Source organism: Klebsiella sp. HMSC16A12 (assembly GCF_001808265.1).
GTDB lineage: Bacteria > Pseudomonadota > Gammaproteobacteria > Enterobacterales > Enterobacteriaceae > Klebsiella > Klebsiella pneumoniae.
On sequence record NZ_KV792639.1, the window covers coordinates 16,939 to 34,273 of the forward strand.

The window sequence follows — 17,335 nt, forward strand, 5'->3', positions numbered from 1 at the left end:
AAGGCGCAGCCGCCACCGGGCATCAGGCCGGGGCACGCAACCTGAACTCTTTGCCGGGCGGCGCGGCGCTTGCCCGGCCTACTGAGCTTGCACCGGCCTGCCGTACCCCAGGCCCGGTAAGGCGCAGCCGCCACCGGGCAAGCGCACCCTACTTAACTTTCGTTGACAATTTCCGGGCGCTGGAAACGGCGCAGCTCGCGTAGCAGCCCAACCAGCAGCACGCCGACAAGCGCCAGCGCCCAGCCGCTGGCGCTGGCGGATGCCGCCGGCGTCATCACCGCCCCTAAGCCGCCGAGCAGCGCCGCGCCGATGGCGTCGCCGGTGACGTTTTGCGCGGTCCACAGACCGTTAATCCGCCCGAGCATATGTTCCGGCGTCTGGGTCTGGATCAGGGTGTACTGCAGCAGCGAGCTAATAGCGCTCAGCCAGCCAAACAGCGCCAGGCACAGCGCGCCCAACGCCCAGTGCGGCATCAGGCTGAACAGCGCAATGGCGACAAACGATCCCACCGTGGTCGCCAACATCAGCGCGCCCGGCCGCACCGTCTGGGCCAGCTGGCCGCTGGTCAACGCCCCCAGCGCCGCACCGAGCGGAATAGCGGCGTACAACAGGCCAATCTGTCCGGCCGACATCTGCCAGCTACCGGCCAGCGCCGGATAGAGCACCCGCACCGCGCTGGCCATGGTCAGCAGACCGCCAAGCAGCGCAATCCCGCCGATAAGCGGGCTCCGGCAGAGGAAGGTCAGCCCCGCCAGCAGGGAGCGCAGCGGATGCTCGCGCGGCTGCGGAGGCGGCGGCAGCTGCGGCAGACGCAGCAGGGTTAAGGTGGTGATAAAGGTCCCCGCCGCCGCCAGGCCGAAGTTCCACGCCACGCCGCCGGTGGCCAGCAGCAGGCCGCCGATCATCGGCGAAATCACCGAGCCAAGGCGCACCGTCAACATGGTGATGGCCCCGGCCTGCATCAGGTTTTCCCGCCCCACCAGCGCCGGGGTCGCCGCCAGCAGCGCGGTCACCCCCAGCGAGGCGAAGAACCCATCCCAGATCCCCAGCAGATAAATCGCCGCCAGCGACGGCTCCGGCAGCAGGGCGTTCAGACACAGGCCGACAAAACCCACGCCGCAGGTGCCGCGCGCCAGCAGGATCAGGCGTTTACGTTCATAGCGGTCAGCCAGCACGCCCCCCACCATCAGACCAACAAACATCGACGCCCCGGTCAGCGTCACCGACAGCCCGACCTGCCAGGTCGAATGGGTCATCATCTGGATCTGCACCGGAATGGCCACGCCCAGCAGGCCAAGCGATAGAATAGAGATAAAGCGAGCGATAAAAACGGCGCGAAACGCCGGGTGAGTTTTCAGCAGGCTGAGATTGAGCAGCCAGGATTGTCGGTTCATTACAGCGCCTTGTCGTTATTTTTAATACCCTTTTTACTGTGGGTCATGCTACCATAGCTGAATAAAATCGATAACGATAATTACTATCATTATCATATCAGGGATGTCAGTTATGTCGTTTTCTACGACCGCGGTACGCTCTGTCGCCGTGCCCGGATTGTTGCTATTACTCGCCTTAGCCGCCGCGCTTAGCCTGACCATCGGCGCCAAATCGTTGCCGATCGGCACGGTATTCACCGCCTTCAGCGGAACCTGTCAAAGCGCTGATTGCACTATCGTGCTGGACGCGCGCCTGCCGCGCACTCTGGCCGGTCTGCTGGCCGGCGTCGCCCTCGGCCTCGCCGGCGCGCTGATGCAGACGCTCACCCGCAACCCGCTGGCCGACCCCGGCCTGCTGGGGGTCAACTCCGGCGCCAGCTTCGCCATCGTCCTCGGCGCGGCGCTGTTCGGGATCACTTCCCCGCAGGAGCAGCTGCTGCTGGCGTTCTGCGGCGCGCTCTGCGCCTCGCTGCTGGTAGCCTTTACCGGCAGCCAGGGCGGCGGTCAGCTGAGCCCGGTGCGCCTCACTCTCGCCGGGGTCGCCCTTGCGGCGGTACTCGAGGGGCTGTCCAACGGCATCGCCCTGCTCAACCCGGACGTCTACGATCAGCTACGCTTCTGGCAGGCCGGTTCGCTGGATATCCGCACCCTGCAAACGCTGAAAATTGTCCTGCTGCCGGTAGTGGTGGCGGGGATCGCCGCTCTGCTGCTGAGCCGGGCGCTGAACAGCCTGAGCCTGGGCAACGATACCGCCACCGCCCTCGGCAGCCGCGTCGCCCGCACCCAGCTGATCGGCCTGATCGTCATCACCGTCCTGTGCGGCAGCGCCACCGCCGTCGTCGGCCCCATCGCCTTTATCGGCCTGATGATGCCGCATATGGCGCGCTGGCTGGTGGGGGCCGATCATCGCTGGTCGCTGCCGGTCACCCTGCTCGCCACCCCGGCCCTGCTGCTGTTTGCCGACGTGATTGGCCGCCTGCTGGTGCCCGGCGAACTGCGGGTATCGGTGGTGAGCGCCTTTCTCGGCGCGCCGGTGCTGATCTGGCTGGTGCGCCGCCAGCCGCGGGGAGGTGGCCTGTGATTGCTCCGTCCCGCCGCCTGATAGCCAGTTGCCTGCTGCTGATGGCCGCCAGCCTGCTGATTTCTCTGCTCGGGCTGGCGCAAGGCCCGGTGCCCCTGACGATTGACCAGGTGTTCTCGGCGCTGTTCGGCGATGCGCCGCGCAACGTCGCGATGGTGGTGAACGAATGGCGGCTGCCGCGGGTGTTAATGGCGCTGCTCATCGGCGCCGCGCTCGGCATCAGCGGCGCCATTTTCCAGTCGCTGACCCGTAACCCGCTCGGCAGCCCGGACGTGATGGGCTTTAACACCGGCGCCTGGAGCGGCGTGCTGGTGGCAATGGTCCTCTTCGGCCAGAACCTGACGGCGATCGCCCTGGCGGCGATGGCCGGCGGGGTGCTGACCTCGCTGGTGGTCTGGCTGCTGGCCTGGCGCAACGGGATCGAAACCTTCCGCCTGATCATTATCGGCATCGGCGTGCGCGCCATGCTGGTGGCATTCAACACCTGGCTGCTGCTGCGCGCCTCGCTGGAGACCGCCCTTTCTGCGGGCCTGTGGAACGCCGGATCGCTCAACGGCCTGACGTGGGGTAAAACCTGGCCGTCGGCGCCGCTGATCCTGCTGATGCTGGTGAGCAGCGCCCTGCTGGTTCGCCGGATGCGGCTGCTGGAGATGGGCGACGATACCGCCTGCGCGCTGGGGGTGCAGGTCGAGCGTTCGCGCCTGCTGCTGATGCTGGTGGCGGTGGTGCTCACCGCCGCCTCGACGGCGCTGGCCGGGCCGATCTCATTTATCGCGCTGGTGGCGCCGCATATCGCCCGCCGCCTGAGCGGCACGGCCCGCTGGGGACTGACCCAGTCGGCCCTGTGCGGCGCTCTGCTGCTGGCGCTGGCCGATTACGGCGCCCAACGGCTGTTTATGCCGTGGCAGCTGCCGGTTGGCGTGTTAACCGTCAGCCTCGGCGGTATTTACCTTATTGCATTGTTGATTCAGGAGTCCCGCAAAAAATGAGTGCTGTCCCCTCCCGTTTGCGCGGCGAGCAGTTAACCCTGGCCTACGGGAACAAGACCATCGCCGAGTCGCTGAACGTGACCATCCCTGACGGTCACTTCACCGCCATTATCGGCCCCAACGGCTGCGGCAAGTCGACGCTATTGCGCACCCTCAGTCGCCTGATGACGCCCGCCAGCGGCCACGTCTGGCTCGACGGCGCGCAGATCCAGCAGTACGCCAGTAAAGAGGTTGCCCGCCGCATCGGGCTGCTGGCGCAGAATGCCACCACTCCTGGCGATATCACGGTGCAGGAGCTGGTGGCCCGCGGGCGCTATCCGCACCAGCCGCTGTTTACCCGCTGGCGCAAAGAAGATGAAGAGGCGGTGAACAAGGCGATGCGGGCGACCGGGATCAGCGATCTGGCGCTGCAGAGCGTCGACACGCTTTCCGGCGGCCAGCGGCAGCGGGCGTGGATTGCGATGGTGCTGGCCCAGGAAACGGCGATTATGCTGCTGGATGAGCCGACCACCTGGCTGGACATCAGCCATCAGATCGACCTACTGGAACTGTTGAGCGAGCTGAATCGCGAGAAGGGCTATACCCTGGCGGCGGTGCTGCACGATCTTAACCAAGCCTGCCGCTACGCCACCCACCTGATCGCCCTGCGCGACGGCAGGATCGTCGCCGAGGGGGCGCCGAAGGAGATCGTCACCGCCGATCTGATTGAACGGATTTACGGTCTGCGCTGCACGATCATTGAAGATCCGGTGGCGCATACGCCGCTGGTGGTCCCGCTGGGCCGCCGGTAATCTCCTCTTTCCCCGGCTTGCGCTACGCTGAGCCGGGCTACCTGCTGTAGCCCGAACTCAACCGTTACCCCAGAATCTCCCTGACCACCGGACCGATGGCCTCAAAGGCCTGCGGGGAGATGATATCGACGTGGGCGCAGTTCTGGCTGAACACCTCCAGTTCCCCCACCCACGGGCCCCATACGACCTGCGGATCCATCCCCTCCTGCCGCGTCTTCTCCGCCACGAACAGCGTCGCCTTGCCGTCAAACTTCGCGCTATGCGCGGTGGTTAACAGCCGCACCGCATCGGCATAGTTGCCTTCGATGGCGCTGAACAGCTCGCCGGAGGCTTGCCCCTGCTGGGCGGCGAGGAACGCTTCGCGCTCGCGGTCGATCTCCGCCAGTACCTCGGGATCCAGCCTGTTGGCCTCTTTCTCTGCCCAGTTTTGCGTCTCCGGCGGCCAGGTATCCAGCAGGCCGAGGAAGGCCACCGCTTCGCCGCGCTGGCGCAAGCGGGCGGCAATCCCCTGGGCTAAGGTGCCGCCCAGCGAATACCCGAACAGGTAATAAGGGCCGTGCGGCTGCTGCGCCAGCAGCGTGCGCAGATGATGCTCGCACACCTCGTCGAGGCTGGCGGCGCTGGCCATCGGCCCCTGCGGGCGCGGCGACTGAATACCGGTAATCGACCAGCGCGGGCTGAGATAGCGCGCCAGGACGCTGAACTGCCAGGCGAAGCCGGAGGCGGGATGGAAGCAGAACAGCGTCGGGCCGTCGCTCTCGCGCAGCGGCAGAAGCGTATCCAGCCCCAGGCGCTGGGCCTGCTCATCGCTGAGATCGGCGGCCAGCAGCGCGCTCAGTTTGCCCACCGTCGAGGCCACCATCACCTGCCCCGGGGTCACCTGCCGCGCCAGCTGGCGGCTGAGCTGTGCCGCCAGGCGCATCGCCAGCAGCGAATGACCGCCAAGGGCGAAGAAATCGGCGTCGATATCGTTCACCTCGCAGCCCAGCAGCTGGCTGAAGGCGGCGGCGACAAGAGTTTCCATGCCGGGCTCCGGCGGCCGGCCGCTGCGCTCGCCGCCGAGGGTCGGCAGCGGCAGCGCTTTGCGGTCCAGTTTGCCGTTGGCGCTCAGCGGCAGCTCAGCGAGCTGCATCAGCACCACCGGCACCATATGCGGCGGCAGCTGTTCCGCCAGCCGCGCTTTCAGCGCCGCGGTATCCAGCGGCAGGCCGGAGTCAGAGACCAGATAGCCCACCAGCTGTCGGGCATCACCGCCGGTCGCCGCCGCCTGGTTGAAGACGCAGGCGTGACTCACCGCCTGCCCCACGTCCGGCAGGGCCAACATCACCCGATCAATCTCGCCAAGCTCGATGCGCTGCCCGCGGATCTTCAGCTGATCGTCGCTGCGGCCAAGGTACTCCACCGCGCCGTTCGTCAGCCAGCGCGCCACGTCGCCGGTGCGATACATCCGCTCGCCGGGGGCAAACGGGTCGGCGATAAAGCGGCTGGCGGTGAGATCCGGGCGCCCCAGATAGCCCTGCGCCAGCTGGATGCCGGTGAGATAAAGATCCCCCGCCACCCCCGGCGGCACCGGGCGCATCGCGGCATCGAGAATGCGCAGCCCGGTGTTCCACACCGGCCAGCCAATCGGCACGCTGCTGCCGGTCACCGCCGCCAGCTCAGATCCGCAGGCCGGGTACCAGCTGACGTCCACCGCCGCCTCCGTCGGGCCGTACAGGTTATGCAGCGGCGCGCCGGTTAAGCGCTCCCACTCGCGGCACAATTCTGTCGGCAGCGCTTCGCCGCTGCAGAATACCCGCCGCAGCGTGCGGCAGGCAGCGACGCTGTCGGCATCCAGCGAGGCGACAAACGCCGCCAGCATCGACGGCACAAAGTGGGTGGTGGTCACGCCGTAGCGGGCGAAGAACTGCTGCATCGCCTGCGGGTCGCGGTGCGCCTCCGGCTCGGCCATCACCAGCTGCGCGCCGGCGATAAACGGCCACCAGAATTCCCACACCGACACGTCGAAACTGCACGGCGTTTTCTGCGCCACCACGTCGTCGGCAGATAACGGATAGCGATCCTGCATCCACAGCAGGCGGTTGACGATGGCGGTCTGGCCGACCATCACCCCTTTCGGCCGCCCGGTGGAGCCGGAGGTAAAGATGATGTAGGCGGTATGGTCTGGTTTTGACAGCGCCAGCGGCGCCTCATCCCCGGCGGCCAGCGGCTGCTGGTAGCAGAGGCTTTCCAGCCCCGGAATATCGCTGAAGCGGGCCAGCTGGTCCTCCGTGGCGATCAGCAGCGACGGCCGGGCGTCTTCCAGCATCATCCGCAGGCGGTCGTCCGGGTAGCCGGTGTCCAGCGGCAGCCAGGCGGCCCCCGCTTCGACAATGCCGTGCAGCGCCAGGGTCAGGAACACCGAGCGCGGCAGGGCCACCGCCACGCTGTCCCCAGGCTTCACGCCGCGCTGACGCAGCAGCTGCGCGAGCGCCACCACCTGCTGACGCATCTCGCGATAGCTGAACTGCCAGCGGGCGTCCGCCAGCGCCGGGGCATCCGGGGTCTTCCGCGCCTGGTCGGCCACCAGCGCGCTGAGGGTGGTGGCAGGCAGCGGCACAGCGGTATCGTTGACCGCCGCCAGCCGGGCCAGCTCGTCGGCGGAGAGCATCTCTGCTTCGCCGCAGCGCAGCGCCGGATCGGCGGCGAACTGCGCCAGCAGCGCGGTCAGTCGCGCCATGTGGCGACGGAGCTCGGCTTCGTCGTACCGGGCCTTGTTGGCGAGGATCTCCAGCGACAGCCCGCCGGTCTCATCCGGGAACAGCGCCAGCTCGAGATCGTTGACCGGGCCGGTGGCGAGGGTGTGGGTCACTGCCTGCACACCATCGATATCCAGCTGGTAATCAAAGACTTTGACGTTCAGCACCGGGCCGAACAGCGGTTCGTCCCCTGCCGCTTTGCCGCTGTCGCGGACGATCTGCTCGGCGTCATAGCGCTGATGGCGGCGCATCTTTTTCAGCTGAGCGGCGAGGCGCATCGCCAGGTCCGCCAGCGTCTCCCGGGCGTCAATATGCACCGCCAGAGGCAGGACATTGAGCACCGGCCCCGTCGAGGTCAGCGCGGCTGAACCCATCCGGCGCATAAAGATAAAGCCCGCCGCGTAGTCCATCCGGTTGCACAGGCGGCCCAGCCACAGCGTGGTGAGCGCCAGCGCCAGATCAGCGGGCTGACACTGCGGCGCATGGCTGGCCAGGCGGCGGAAGCCGTCGGCGTTCATCTCCAGCTTCATCCGCCAGATATCGCTCCCGGCGGCGCGCCCGCCCAGCGGCGCGGCAGAGAGTGAGGCAGGCGCCGGTAACGCCTGGCGCTGGGCCTGCCAGAAAGCTTTATCCCGCTGCCAGGCCTCGCTGCCGGCGTAGCGCTGGTACTCGTCCACCACCTCGGCGAAGGGGGTGAAAGGCGACTCAGGAGTAGCTTCCCCCCGCTGCCAGGCGCGATAAATGGCGGCGATCTGCCGGGTTATCGCCGGGAAGCTGAAGCCATCCACCAGCAAGTGGTGATAACGCTGATACCAGTACCAGCAGTCGTCGCCGACGCGCAGCAGTTGATGGCACACCAGCGGGTTGCCGCCGTCGACGCGCAGATCCTGCGCCAGATCCGCCTGCATCCGCTCCGTGGCGGCGCGATGCGGATCCGGCGCCGTCCGCAGGTCAATGATCGACGGTTCGCCAAAGGTGCGGTCGGCCGCCAGCCACTGCCAGACTTCCCCCTCCTCTTCCTCAAAGCGCAGGCTGAGGGTGTCCGCCTGCTGCAGACCGGCGACAATCGCTTTTCCCAGCAGCGTCGGATCGAGGGCGCCGCGTAGTTCAACATAGTGGGCTACGCTCCAGGCGCCTGGCAGAGTGGAGAGGCGCTCGGCCATCCAGATCCCCGGCTGCGCGGCAACCAGCGGTAAACGAGTGGTCATTGTCAGCTCCTTATGACGCATGATGGGCGGGGGTCAGTGTCGACCAGTTGGCCGCCAGCCAGGCGTTGCAGGCCTCGGCCGACTGCGGGGGGCACACCACCGTCCAGCCGGCAGGCAGGTCGCAGTGCGCCGGCCACAGGCTGTACTGCTGTTGATCATTGCGCAGAATGTAAAACTGCCCTTGCGGATTGTCGAAGGGGTTACTGAATTGCATATCAAACTCCTGTCGTAAAACGCGATGCTAAGGGTGCGACAGCAGAGGCTGCCAGAGCTGGATAAGCCCTGCCGTCAGCCCGCCGCGCCAGCAAAGCGCATCATGCCCGCCGTCAACCTGACGCCAGAAAATCGTCTGCTGTGTTGTGGTGAGTTGCGCCAGTAGCACCTGGTTCGCGCGAAAAATGATCGGTTCGCGTTGGCCCGCTTCCAGCCAGACGCGCAGCCCGGCCGCGGACACCTCACCCTGGCGAAGCTGTTCGCCGATAAAGCCCGTCCCGCGGCCATCACGGTGCGGCCACCAGTAGGAGCCTGACTGGCTGAGCACGCAGCCAAAGCGCTGCGGCCAGTTGAGAGCGGCGAACATCGCCGCCAGACCGCCGAAGCTTTGCCCGGCCACCACCGTCCGATCCGGGCGGTCGCTGAACGGGGCATAGCCGTGGACCAGCGGCAGGAGCTCCTCCTGCACCGCCAGCCAGAAATCGCGGTGACAGGGCAGCTCAACCCCGCGGCGCTGGTTGTCGATCGCGTCGATCAGCAGGTAGACCGCCGGCGGCAGTCTCCCCTCGCGGGTCAGGGCGGCCAGCGGCGACCACACCGGCATGCTCTCGGCCCAGAATTGGCCGTCGAGCAGGATCGCCAGCGGCCGCGTTTGCGGGTCGACAGCCTCGCCGGTGGTGTAGATCCAGACCCGGCGATGGTTGCCCAGACGCGCGCTGCGCCACTCAAGGCAACGGGCGGCAGGATGTGCCTCATTAAGCGGGTCCCAGCCAGGCTGCGCGGGGGCCTGCGGCATCTCCAGGGCGGACACGCCATGGCCGCGTCCGCCCCGCCAGCTGTGCGGGTTCAGCGGATCGGCTATCGCCCGCGGCAGCAGTTTGCGCCAGCCTTCGCGTAGCAGCGCGCGGTCGGGCGCATCAGCGCTGAACACCTCAGGGGAAAAATCATCGTCACGGTCGGAGGGAATAAAACAGTAGCTGCCGCGCCAGGTCGGCGACAGCGTAGTGCGCCAGAACCAGGCGTCGGTCCCGGGGAGACGTTGCAGCGATTGCGGCCGCGCATTCTGATGGTGGTCGGTCACGCCGGTGATATAGAGCCATACCCGACGATGGGGAGAGCAGGTTTCATCCCCCGCCGGGTCCCGCCACCAGAACGTTACCTCGATGGCGTCATCCACTGCGCGGCACTGCGGCCCCCGCAGGGTTTGCCACCACTCCTCGCTTCCTGTCCTTAACATTCTGTCATTAACCCTATGTATAGCGTGACTTTTTTAATTAATTGTCATTATTTATTGATAATATTATTGATAACTATTTGCATTTGCAATAGCGTATTAGCGCGCCGTGGGAAGCGCGTCTTTCATCAGAACATGTCAAATCGGGCTTATTCAGCCAGCGACGGAGTGCCTTTGCCCGCTTTTGGCAACATTTATGCCGCCTCCCCTCCCGGTGGGAAGGGGCGTTTGGGGAACGTGGCGACAAAAAGCAGGAATAACAATGAATAACAGGATCAAATCCCTGGCCTTGCTGGTCAATCTGGGAATTTACGGGGTTGCTTTTCCGTTAAGCGCAGCGGAAACCGCCACCGACGATAAAAACAGCGCCGCTGAAGAGACCATGGTGGTCACCGCCGCCGAGCAGAACCTGCAGGCGCCGGGCGTCTCCACCATCACCGCCGATGAGATCCGCAAACGCCCCCCGGCGCGCGACGTCTCGGAGATCATTCGCACCATGCCGGGAGTCAACCTGACCGGCAACTCCACCAGCGGCCAGCGCGGCAACAACCGCCAGATTGATATCCGCGGCATGGGCCCGGAAAATACCCTGATCCTGATCGACGGCAAGCCGGTCACCAGCCGCAACTCCGTGCGCCTTGGCTGGCGCGGCGAGCGCGACACCCGCGGCGATACCAGCTGGGTGCCGCCGGAGATGATCGAACGTATCGAAGTGATTCGCGGCCCGGCCGCCGCCCGCTACGGCAACGGCGCCGCCGGCGGCGTGGTGAATATCATCACCAAAAAAACCGGCGATGAGTGGCACGGCTCATGGAACACCTATATGAACGCCCCGGAGCACAAGGATGAAGGCTCCACCAAACGCACTAACTTCAGCCTCAGCGGCCCGCTGGGCGGCGATTTTAGCTTCCGCCTGTTCGGTAACCTCGACAAAACGCAGGCTGACGCCTGGGATATCAACCAGGGCCATCAGTCCGAGCGTACCGGGATCTATGCCGATACTCTGCCGGCCGGGCGCGAAGGGGTGAAAAACAAAAACATCGATGGTCTGGTGCGCTGGGAATTCGCTCCGATGCAGTCGCTGGAGTTTGAGGCCGGCTACAGCCGCCAGGGCAACCTCTACGCCGGCGATACCCAGAACACCAACTCCAACGACCTGGTAAAAGAGAACTACGGCAAAGAGACCAACCGTCTGTATCGCAACACCTACTCGGTTACCTGGAACGGCGCCTGGGACAACGGGGTGACCACCAGCAACTGGGCGCAGTACGAACGCACCCGCAACTCGCGCAAAGGCGAAGGCCTGGCCGGCGGCACCGAGGGGATCTTTAACAGCAACCAGTTCACGGATATCGATCTGGCGGATGTGATGCTGCACAGCGAAGTCAGCATTCCCTTCGACTATCTGGTTAATCAGAACCTGACGCTGGGCAGCGAGTGGAATCAACAGCGGATGAAGGATAACGCGTCCAACACCCAGGCGCTGTCGGGAGGCGAAATTCCGGGCTACGACAGCACCGGCCGCAGCCCGTACTCGCAGGCGGAAATCTTCTCGCTGTTCGCCGAGAACAACATGGAGCTGACCGACACCACCATGCTGACTCCGGCGCTGCGTTTCGATCATCACAGCATTGTCGGCAATAACTGGAGCCCGTCCCTCAACCTGTCGCAGGGCCTGTGGGATGACTTCACGCTGAAGATGGGCATCGCCCGCGCCTATAAAGCGCCGAGCCTGTATCAGACCAACCCGAACTACATTCTCTACAGTAAAGGCCAGGGCTGCTACGCCAGTAAAGACGGCTGCTATCTGCAGGGTAATGACGACTTAAAAGCCGAGACCAGTATCAACAAAGAGATTGGCCTCGAGTTTAAACGCGACGGCTGGCTGGCGGGCGTCACCTGGTTCCGCAACGACTACCGCAACAAGATTGAAGCGGGCTATGCCCCGGTCTATCAAAACAATAAAGGTACCGATCTCTACCAGTGGGAAAACGGGCCGAAAGCGGTGGTGGAAGGTCTGGAGGGGACGTTGAACGTTCCGGTGAGCGAGACCGTCAACTGGACCAACAACATCACCTATATGCTGCAGAGTAAGAACAAAAAGACCGGCGATCGTCTGTCGATTATCCCGGAATACACGCTGAACTCCACCCTGAGCTGGCAGGTTCGCGATGACGTTTCGCTGCAGTCGACCTTCACCTGGTACGGCAAGCAGGAGCCGAAGAAGTACAACTACAAGGGTCAACCGGTCACCGGCAGCGAGAAGAACGAGGTTAGCCCCTACAGCATCCTCGGCCTGAGCGCGACCTGGGACGTCACCAAATACGTCAGTCTGACCGGCGGCGTGGATAACGTCTTCGATAAGCGCCACTGGCGCGCGGGCAACGCCCAGACCACCGGGGGCGCCACCGGCACGATGTACGGCGCCGGCGCCGAGACCTACAATGAATCGGGCCGCACCTGGTACCTGAGCGTCAACACCCACTTCTGATAGCGGGTTCTCCCTCCCCCGCCCTTGCTGGACAAAGGGCGGGGGCAACCGCGGTAACCTTATCCTATGCGCCACCATCGCACCGTTTTGCCTCTGGCCGGCTATACCATCCAGCAGATCGACTTCGACCCGGCGACTTTCCAGCCTGAAGATCTGTTCTGGCTGCCCTATCACGCCAGCCTGACCGGGTGGGGCCGCAAGCGGCAGGCGGAGCACCTGGCCGGACGCATCGCCGCGGCATACGCCCTGCGCGAGGTGGGGGAGAAACGGCTTCCCGCCATCGGCGACCAGCGCCAGCCGCTGTGGCCCACGCCCTGGTTCGGCAGCATAAGTCATTGCGGCCAGCGCGCGCTGGCGGTGATCGCCGATCGGCCGGTGGGCGTCGATATCGAGCGCCGGTTTACCCCACAGCTGGCCGCGGAGCTGGAGAGCAGCATTATCAGCCCGGCGGAAAAAACGGCGCTGCTGCGCAGCGGCCTGCCCTTCCCGCTGGCGCTGACGCTGGCGTTTTCGGCAAAAGAGAGTGGGTTTAAGGCCTGGTCTTCACACGCTTTAGCCCTGCCCGGCTTCCACAGCGCCCGAATTGTGGCGCTCACTGCGCAGCAGGTTCATTTACGTTTTACCGCCAGCTTCTCCGTACAGCTTGCTGATTTCACCTTGCAAATCAATCATCTGATAAAAGACGATTTCGTTATTACCTGTACCTGCCCGCCTCGCGAAGCGTGATCCTTTTCGCTTTTTAAGAAATTACCTGTGCAAACCGTAGACAGTTCTGGCTGGCCGCTTTATGGTTACATTGAATAATAAATCATTATTGAATATATATTCAATGCGGAGATAATAATGAAAACTACCCTGATAAAGTCTGTTCTGTTTGCCTCCATGATGGCCGCATCTGGCTCACTTTTCGCCGCCGATAATGGCCTGATCGCGATCATTACCCCTTCACATGATAATCCATTCTTTAAAGCGGAGGCTGACGGCGCAGCGGCGAAAGCGAAAGAGCTGGGTTACAGCACCCTGGTCGCCTCCCACGACGACGACGTCAACAAACAAAACCAACTGATTGAAACGGCTATTGCGCGGAAAGCCAAAGCCATCATCCTGGATAACGCTGGCGCGGATGCCACCGTCGGCCCGCTGGAAAAAGCAAAAGCGGCAGGTGTGCCGGCATTTTTAATCGACAGAGAGATCAATAAAACCGGCGTCGCCGTGGCGCAGATCGTCTCTAACAACTATCAGGGCGCCCAGCTTGGCGCGGAAAAATTCGCCAGCCTCCTCAACGGTAAAGGCAAGTATGTCGAACTGTTAGGTCGTCAGTCCGACACCAACGCCAGCGTCCGCTCGCAGGGTTATCACGATGTGCTGGACGACTATCCGGAAATGAAAATGGTCGCCCAGCAGACGGCGAACTGGAGCCAGACGGAAGCCTTTACCCGTATGGAAGCTATTCTGCAGACCAATCCGGATATCGTCGGTGTGATTTCCGGCAACGATACCATGGCGCTGGGGGCGGAAGCGGCGCTGAAAGCCGCGGGTAAAAACGACGTGATTGTCGTCGGCTTTGACGGTAGCGACTACACCCGCGACTCGATACTCAAGCAGGGCAACATTAAAGCCACGGTTCTCCAGCCTGGCTGGAAGCAGGCGCAAATGGCCGTGGAACAGGCGGACTTTTTCCTGAAGAACGGGAAAGCCCAAAAAGAAGAGAAGCAGTTGATGGACTGCATCCTCATCGATAGTGGCAATGCGAAAAAACTCAACATGTTCAACCTCAGCGAGTAAGGCGGAAATGATGCGGTTAAAACAATGGGGCGCCGTGCTGATGGGCTGCGCCGCCCTGTTGCTGACGGCCTGCACGGTGGTGGACTTAGATGAGAATGGCAAGCCAGTGCTGCCTGCCGACCCGAACGCGAAACCCAGCTTCGACCATCTCACCCCGCAGCAGATCGCGCAACAAACCTGGCAATCTCGAGTGATTGACGCAGCGAACCAACATGCGCTGGACGCGACTGCGCTGGAAAAAGTGCGTCAGGCCTCTGGCGCGACGCCACAGAGCGTCTTTGTTCGCCTGAGCAGCGAAGTGACCGGGATTGACGTCAGCAACCCACGCGAGCAAAAGCTCACTCTTACGCTACACGGCCAGCCGTTGGTCGTGCAGCTGGGTCCTGTCATGCGGGGCAACGCCATTCGCGATGCCAGCGGGTTCAAATTTGAAGACTTTACCAACCAGGTGCAGTTTGCGCAGCTTTCACGCGCCTACAACCGGGAGGCGATAAAATCGTTGCCGACAGTGGACGCGAGCTGGGCAGGCAAACCTGTCGATATTCTCTTTGCGGCCACGGTGGTTAACGGCAGCCTGCAGGATGCGGCCGCTCTTGCGCTAAAACAGGAGGCGCGCTGATGGCCAGTTCACCCACAGAGGAGATCATTTTACGCACCCGTGGTATTTCCATGCTGTTCCCCGGCACGGTGGCGCTGGATAACGTCGACTACAACGTCTGGCGTGGCAAAGTTAACGTGATCATCGGCGAAAATGGCGCGGGTAAATCAACGCTCATGAAAATTCTCGCCGGTGTGCAACAGCCGAGCCTGGGCGAAATGGAGCTCAACGGTAAGCTTGTCCGTTTCTCCAGCACCCGCGAGGCCGCCGCCCACGGTATTGGTATGGTTCACCAGGAGCTGAACCTGTTTGAAAATCTTAGCGTCGCGGAAAATATCTTTCTTGGCCGCGAGCTACAGCGCGGGCTTACGCCAATTAACGAAGCAGAGCAGGAACGACAAGCCGCGGAGCTGTTGCAGCGACTCGACCAGCCGATCTCGCCGCGGGAGCTGGTGGGTAACCTGAAGGTCGGTCAGCAGCAGTTGGTCGAGATAGCCAAAGCGCTGGCGGAAAATGCGGACATTCTGATCCTTGATGAGCCCACCTCCGCCTTAAGCAAAACCGAGGTGGATATCCTGTTTCGGGTCATCCGCGAACTGACGCGTCAGGGGGTGTCCATCATCTACATCTCACACCGTCTGGAGGAGCTGATGGCCATCGGCGACGTCATTACCATTCTGCGTGACGGCAAATTCCAGGCGGAGGCCAGGGTGAGTGAAATTGATGTGCCATGGATCGTCCGTGAAATGCTGGGAAGCGATCCGGTAAGCCATTTTCTTCCCCCGGATCGCCGCTTCGGCGCCCCACTGCTGGAAGTGGAGAACCTGACCTGCGTGAATGCCGCGGGCAATACGGTGGTGGATAACGTCAGTTTTAAAGCACATGCCGGTGAAATTATTGGGATCTACGGCCTGATGGGCGCCGGACGAACCGAGCTGTTTGAATGTCTGCTGGGGACAGCGCGCCACTACTTTGGCAAGATCTGGCTGGACAGCAAACCGGTTCCCCAGCGGTTAACCACGGCCGAACGCATCCGCATGGGCATGAGTCTGGTGCCGGAAGATCGTAAGCGGACCGGGATTTTTCCCATCTCGTCAGTCGCCAGCAATCTGACCATTGCCAGCCTGTGGCGTCGTCTTCAGCGCGGGTTAACCATTGCCAATAAAGAGGAAGAGGCCGTCGTCGCCAGCACGATTGGCAATCTCTCCATTAAGGTCTCATCACCAGAGGTCGAGATCCAGGCGCTCAGCGGCGGCAATCAGCAAAAGGTGGTGATTGGCCGTTCGCTGTTAACCAATCCGAAGGTGCTGTTTCTTGACGAGCCTACGCGCGGAATCGACATCGGCGCCAAGGGGGATGTGTTTCGCATGATGGTGCAATTGTCGCAGCAGGGAATGGCGGTGGTGTTCTCCACCTCCGATTTAAAAGAAATCATGGCGGTCTCTGACCGTATCCTGGTGATGTCAGGCGGCAAACTGACCGCCGATATCGTTCGTGACCAGGCCGAAGAGTCGGCGCTGGTTTCAGCAAGCGCTCAGGGGTTCTAAGATGAAAATGACACAATCGGTCGCACTGGCGCCGCGCGGCGGAGCCTCTCTCTCCCGTGAAAATATCCTGCTGTTGTTATTAAAACTGCGCACCTTTATCGCGCTGTTTCTGATTGTCGGCTTCTTCACGATGACCGTGCCCGGATTTTTATCCGCTGGCAGCATGGTGATTATGATTAAACACATTGCGATTAACGCCTTTCTGGCGTTGGGGATCACCTTTGTCATTATCACCGCCGGTATCGACCTCTCGATTGGCGCCACGCTCGGTCTCTGCGGAATGATAGCCGGCTGGCTTATCACCAAAGGGATCGTCCTGCCGATGTTCGGCATCGCCATTTTTCCAAGCGTGTGGGTCATTGTGCCCCTGGTGCTGCTGATAGGCGCCCTGATTGGCGCCGTTAATGGCTGGATCATTACCCGCTACAATGTGGCGCCGTTTATCTGCACCCTCGGTACCATGTATGTGCTCCGCGGAGCCGCGATGCTGACCTCTGATGGCCAAACCTTCCCCGGGCTCGCGGGCAATCCGCAGCTGGGCAACACGGGTTTCGATGAAATTGGCGCAGGTGCGCTCTTTGGCATCCCGTGGGCCATCTGGCTGATGATCCTCCTGGCGCTGATCATCGCCTATATCGCCCGGCGTTTGCCTTTTGGCCGCCATGTTTATGCGATCGGTGACAACGAGCGCGCCGCCGAGCTTTCCGGCGTGAAAGTGAAGCAAATTAAAGTGCTGGTCTACACGCTGTCCGGTTTTTGCGCCGCCATTGCCGGGATCGTGGTCTCCGCGCAGCTGCTGGCCAGCCATCCGGCTAACGGTACCGCTTTTGAGATGAATGCTATCGCCGCCGTCGTACTGGGCGGAACATCGCTGGCCGGCGGCCGGGGAACCATTCTGGGTACGCTGATTGGTGCGTTTGTCATCGGTTTTCTCGCCGACGGGCTGGTGATGATGGGGGTGAGCGAGTTCTGGCAGATGGTCATCAAAGGGATCGTGATTATTGTGGCGGTCATTATCGATCAGATGCAAAACCGGATGCAGCAGAAAGCGGCGGTGGTCGCCCAGAAAGCGGTCATGGAGAATAAGTAACCGCAAGACCTCCTGTGGCTCAGGCCACAGGGGGAGCGGGCCTGACTCACGATGCGCCTTTCTCCGAGGCGCTTCGCAAAATCTCATCGAAAAATCCTGCCCGACGGCAAGCGGTGGTAGCATCCCGCCACTCTGCT

Annotated in this window: 13 protein-coding genes; 9 read left to right on the forward strand and 4 right to left on the reverse strand. The window is 62.9% G+C overall.

Annotated features, from left to right (window positions below):
• Positions 1-152: 152 nt before the first annotated feature.
• The gene (entS, locus tag HMPREF3140_RS21090) at positions 153-1,394 is read right to left on the reverse strand and encodes an enterobactin transporter EntS (protein ID WP_004147525.1); all 1,242 of its coding nucleotides are present in this window, start codon (positions 1,392-1,394) and stop codon (positions 153-155) included.
• A 112-nt stretch (positions 1,395-1,506) separates the two neighbouring features.
• Between entS and fepD the strand changes: the two genes are divergently transcribed.
• Genes fepD through fepC form a run of 3 tightly spaced genes read left to right on the forward strand, consistent with a single transcriptional unit; the run spans position 1,507 to position 4,294 of the window.
• Positions 1,507-2,514 (forward strand): Fe(3+)-siderophore ABC transporter permease, encoded by a 1,008-nt coding sequence (gene fepD / locus HMPREF3140_RS21095; RefSeq protein ID WP_004176917.1) that lies wholly within the window; start codon positions 1,507-1,509, stop codon positions 2,512-2,514.
• The gene (fepG, locus tag HMPREF3140_RS21100) at positions 2,511-3,503 is read left to right on the forward strand and encodes an iron-enterobactin ABC transporter permease (RefSeq protein WP_032411012.1); all 993 of its coding nucleotides are present in this window, start codon (positions 2,511-2,513) and stop codon (positions 3,501-3,503) included. Before fepD ends, fepG begins: the two co-directional genes overlap by 4 nt.
• Positions 3,500-4,294 carry an iron-enterobactin ABC transporter ATP-binding protein gene (gene fepC, locus HMPREF3140_RS21105; RefSeq protein WP_002893737.1) on the forward strand — a complete coding sequence of 265 codons (795 nt, stop codon included), beginning with the start codon at positions 3,500-3,502 and terminating at the stop codon, positions 4,292-4,294. The genes fepG and fepC overlap by 4 nt, the downstream gene beginning before the upstream one ends.
• Positions 4,295-4,358: 64 nt before the next feature.
• Here fepC and entF read toward each other — a convergent pair whose 3' ends face one another.
• The 3 genes from entF to fes are packed head-to-tail and all read right to left on the reverse strand — an operon-like array spanning position 4,359 to position 9,690.
• Positions 4,359-8,240, reverse strand: a complete 3,882-nt coding sequence (gene entF, locus HMPREF3140_RS21110) for an enterobactin non-ribosomal peptide synthetase EntF (RefSeq protein ID WP_070553088.1) — start codon at positions 8,238-8,240, stop codon at positions 4,359-4,361.
• A 10-nt stretch (positions 8,241-8,250) separates the two neighbouring features.
• Positions 8,251-8,454, reverse strand: coding sequence for an MbtH family protein (locus HMPREF3140_RS21115; RefSeq protein WP_004176919.1), 204 nt, complete (start codon positions 8,452-8,454; stop codon positions 8,251-8,253).
• Positions 8,455-8,481: 27 nt separating this feature from the next.
• Positions 8,482-9,690: an enterochelin esterase gene (gene fes, locus HMPREF3140_RS21120; protein ID WP_029884207.1), complete on the reverse strand. Its 1,209-nt coding sequence runs from the start codon at positions 9,688-9,690 to the stop codon at positions 8,482-8,484.
• Positions 9,691-9,949: 259 nt separating this feature from the next.
• Between fes and fepA the strand changes: the two genes are divergently transcribed.
• From fepA to HMPREF3140_RS21150, 6 genes are all read left to right on the forward strand, one after another.
• The gene (fepA, locus tag HMPREF3140_RS21125; RefSeq protein WP_070553089.1) at positions 9,950-12,178 is read left to right on the forward strand and encodes a siderophore enterobactin receptor FepA; all 2,229 of its coding nucleotides are present in this window, start codon (positions 9,950-9,952) and stop codon (positions 12,176-12,178) included.
• A 66-nt stretch (positions 12,179-12,244) separates the two neighbouring features.
• On the forward strand, positions 12,245-12,904 hold the full coding sequence (gene entD, locus HMPREF3140_RS21130) for an enterobactin synthase subunit EntD (protein ID WP_032411008.1): 660 nt from the start codon (positions 12,245-12,247) through the stop codon (positions 12,902-12,904).
• A gap of 117 nt (positions 12,905-13,021) precedes the next feature.
• The gene (locus HMPREF3140_RS21135; protein ID WP_004178959.1) at positions 13,022-13,963 is read left to right on the forward strand and encodes a D-ribose ABC transporter substrate-binding protein; all 942 of its coding nucleotides are present in this window, start codon (positions 13,022-13,024) and stop codon (positions 13,961-13,963) included.
• 10 nt (positions 13,964-13,973) lie between these two features.
• Positions 13,974-14,582 carry a DUF2291 family protein gene (locus HMPREF3140_RS21140; RefSeq protein ID WP_004893534.1) on the forward strand — a complete coding sequence of 203 codons (609 nt, stop codon included), beginning with the start codon at positions 13,974-13,976 and terminating at the stop codon, positions 14,580-14,582.
• Positions 14,582-16,108, forward strand: coding sequence for a sugar ABC transporter ATP-binding protein (locus tag HMPREF3140_RS21145; RefSeq protein WP_004893537.1), 1,527 nt, complete (start codon positions 14,582-14,584; stop codon positions 16,106-16,108). The genes HMPREF3140_RS21140 and HMPREF3140_RS21145 overlap by 1 nt, the downstream gene beginning before the upstream one ends.
• 1 nt (position 16,109) lies before the next feature.
• Complete coding sequence (locus HMPREF3140_RS21150; protein WP_004885708.1) at positions 16,110-17,198, forward strand: ABC transporter permease; 1,089 nt, start codon at positions 16,110-16,112, stop codon at positions 17,196-17,198.
• Positions 17,199-17,335: the final 137 nt, after the last annotated feature.

What these genes read in the sequence shown, in the direction of transcription:
- entS (WP_004147525.1), bottom strand. Translation starts at nt 1,394, where the DNA reads ATGAACCGACAATCCTGGCTGCTCAATCTCAGCCTGCTGAAAACTCAC.
- fepD (WP_004176917.1), top strand. Translation starts at nt 1,507, where the DNA reads ATGTCGTTTTCTACGACCGCGGTACGCTCTGTCGCCGTGCCCGGATTG.
- fepC (WP_002893737.1), top strand. Translation starts at nt 3,500, where the DNA reads ATGAGTGCTGTCCCCTCCCGTTTGCGCGGCGAGCAGTTAACCCTGGCC.
- entF (WP_070553088.1), bottom strand. Translation starts at nt 8,240, where the DNA reads ATGACCACTCGTTTACCGCTGGTTGCCGCGCAGCCGGGGATCTGGATG.
- HMPREF3140_RS21115 (WP_004176919.1), bottom strand. Translation starts at nt 8,454, where the DNA reads ATGCAATTCAGTAACCCCTTCGACAATCCGCAAGGGCAGTTTTACATT.
- fes (WP_029884207.1), bottom strand. Translation starts at nt 9,690, where the DNA reads ATGTTAAGGACAGGAAGCGAGGAGTGGTGGCAAACCCTGCGGGGGCCG.
- fepA (WP_070553089.1), top strand. Translation starts at nt 9,950, where the DNA reads ATGAATAACAGGATCAAATCCCTGGCCTTGCTGGTCAATCTGGGAATT.
- entD (WP_032411008.1), top strand. Translation starts at nt 12,245, where the DNA reads ATGCGCCACCATCGCACCGTTTTGCCTCTGGCCGGCTATACCATCCAG.
- HMPREF3140_RS21135 (WP_004178959.1), top strand. Translation starts at nt 13,022, where the DNA reads ATGAAAACTACCCTGATAAAGTCTGTTCTGTTTGCCTCCATGATGGCC.
- HMPREF3140_RS21140 (WP_004893534.1), top strand. Translation starts at nt 13,974, where the DNA reads ATGCGGTTAAAACAATGGGGCGCCGTGCTGATGGGCTGCGCCGCCCTG.
- HMPREF3140_RS21145 (WP_004893537.1), top strand. Translation starts at nt 14,582, where the DNA reads ATGGCCAGTTCACCCACAGAGGAGATCATTTTACGCACCCGTGGTATT.
- HMPREF3140_RS21150 (WP_004885708.1), top strand. Translation starts at nt 16,110, where the DNA reads ATGAAAATGACACAATCGGTCGCACTGGCGCCGCGCGGCGGAGCCTCT.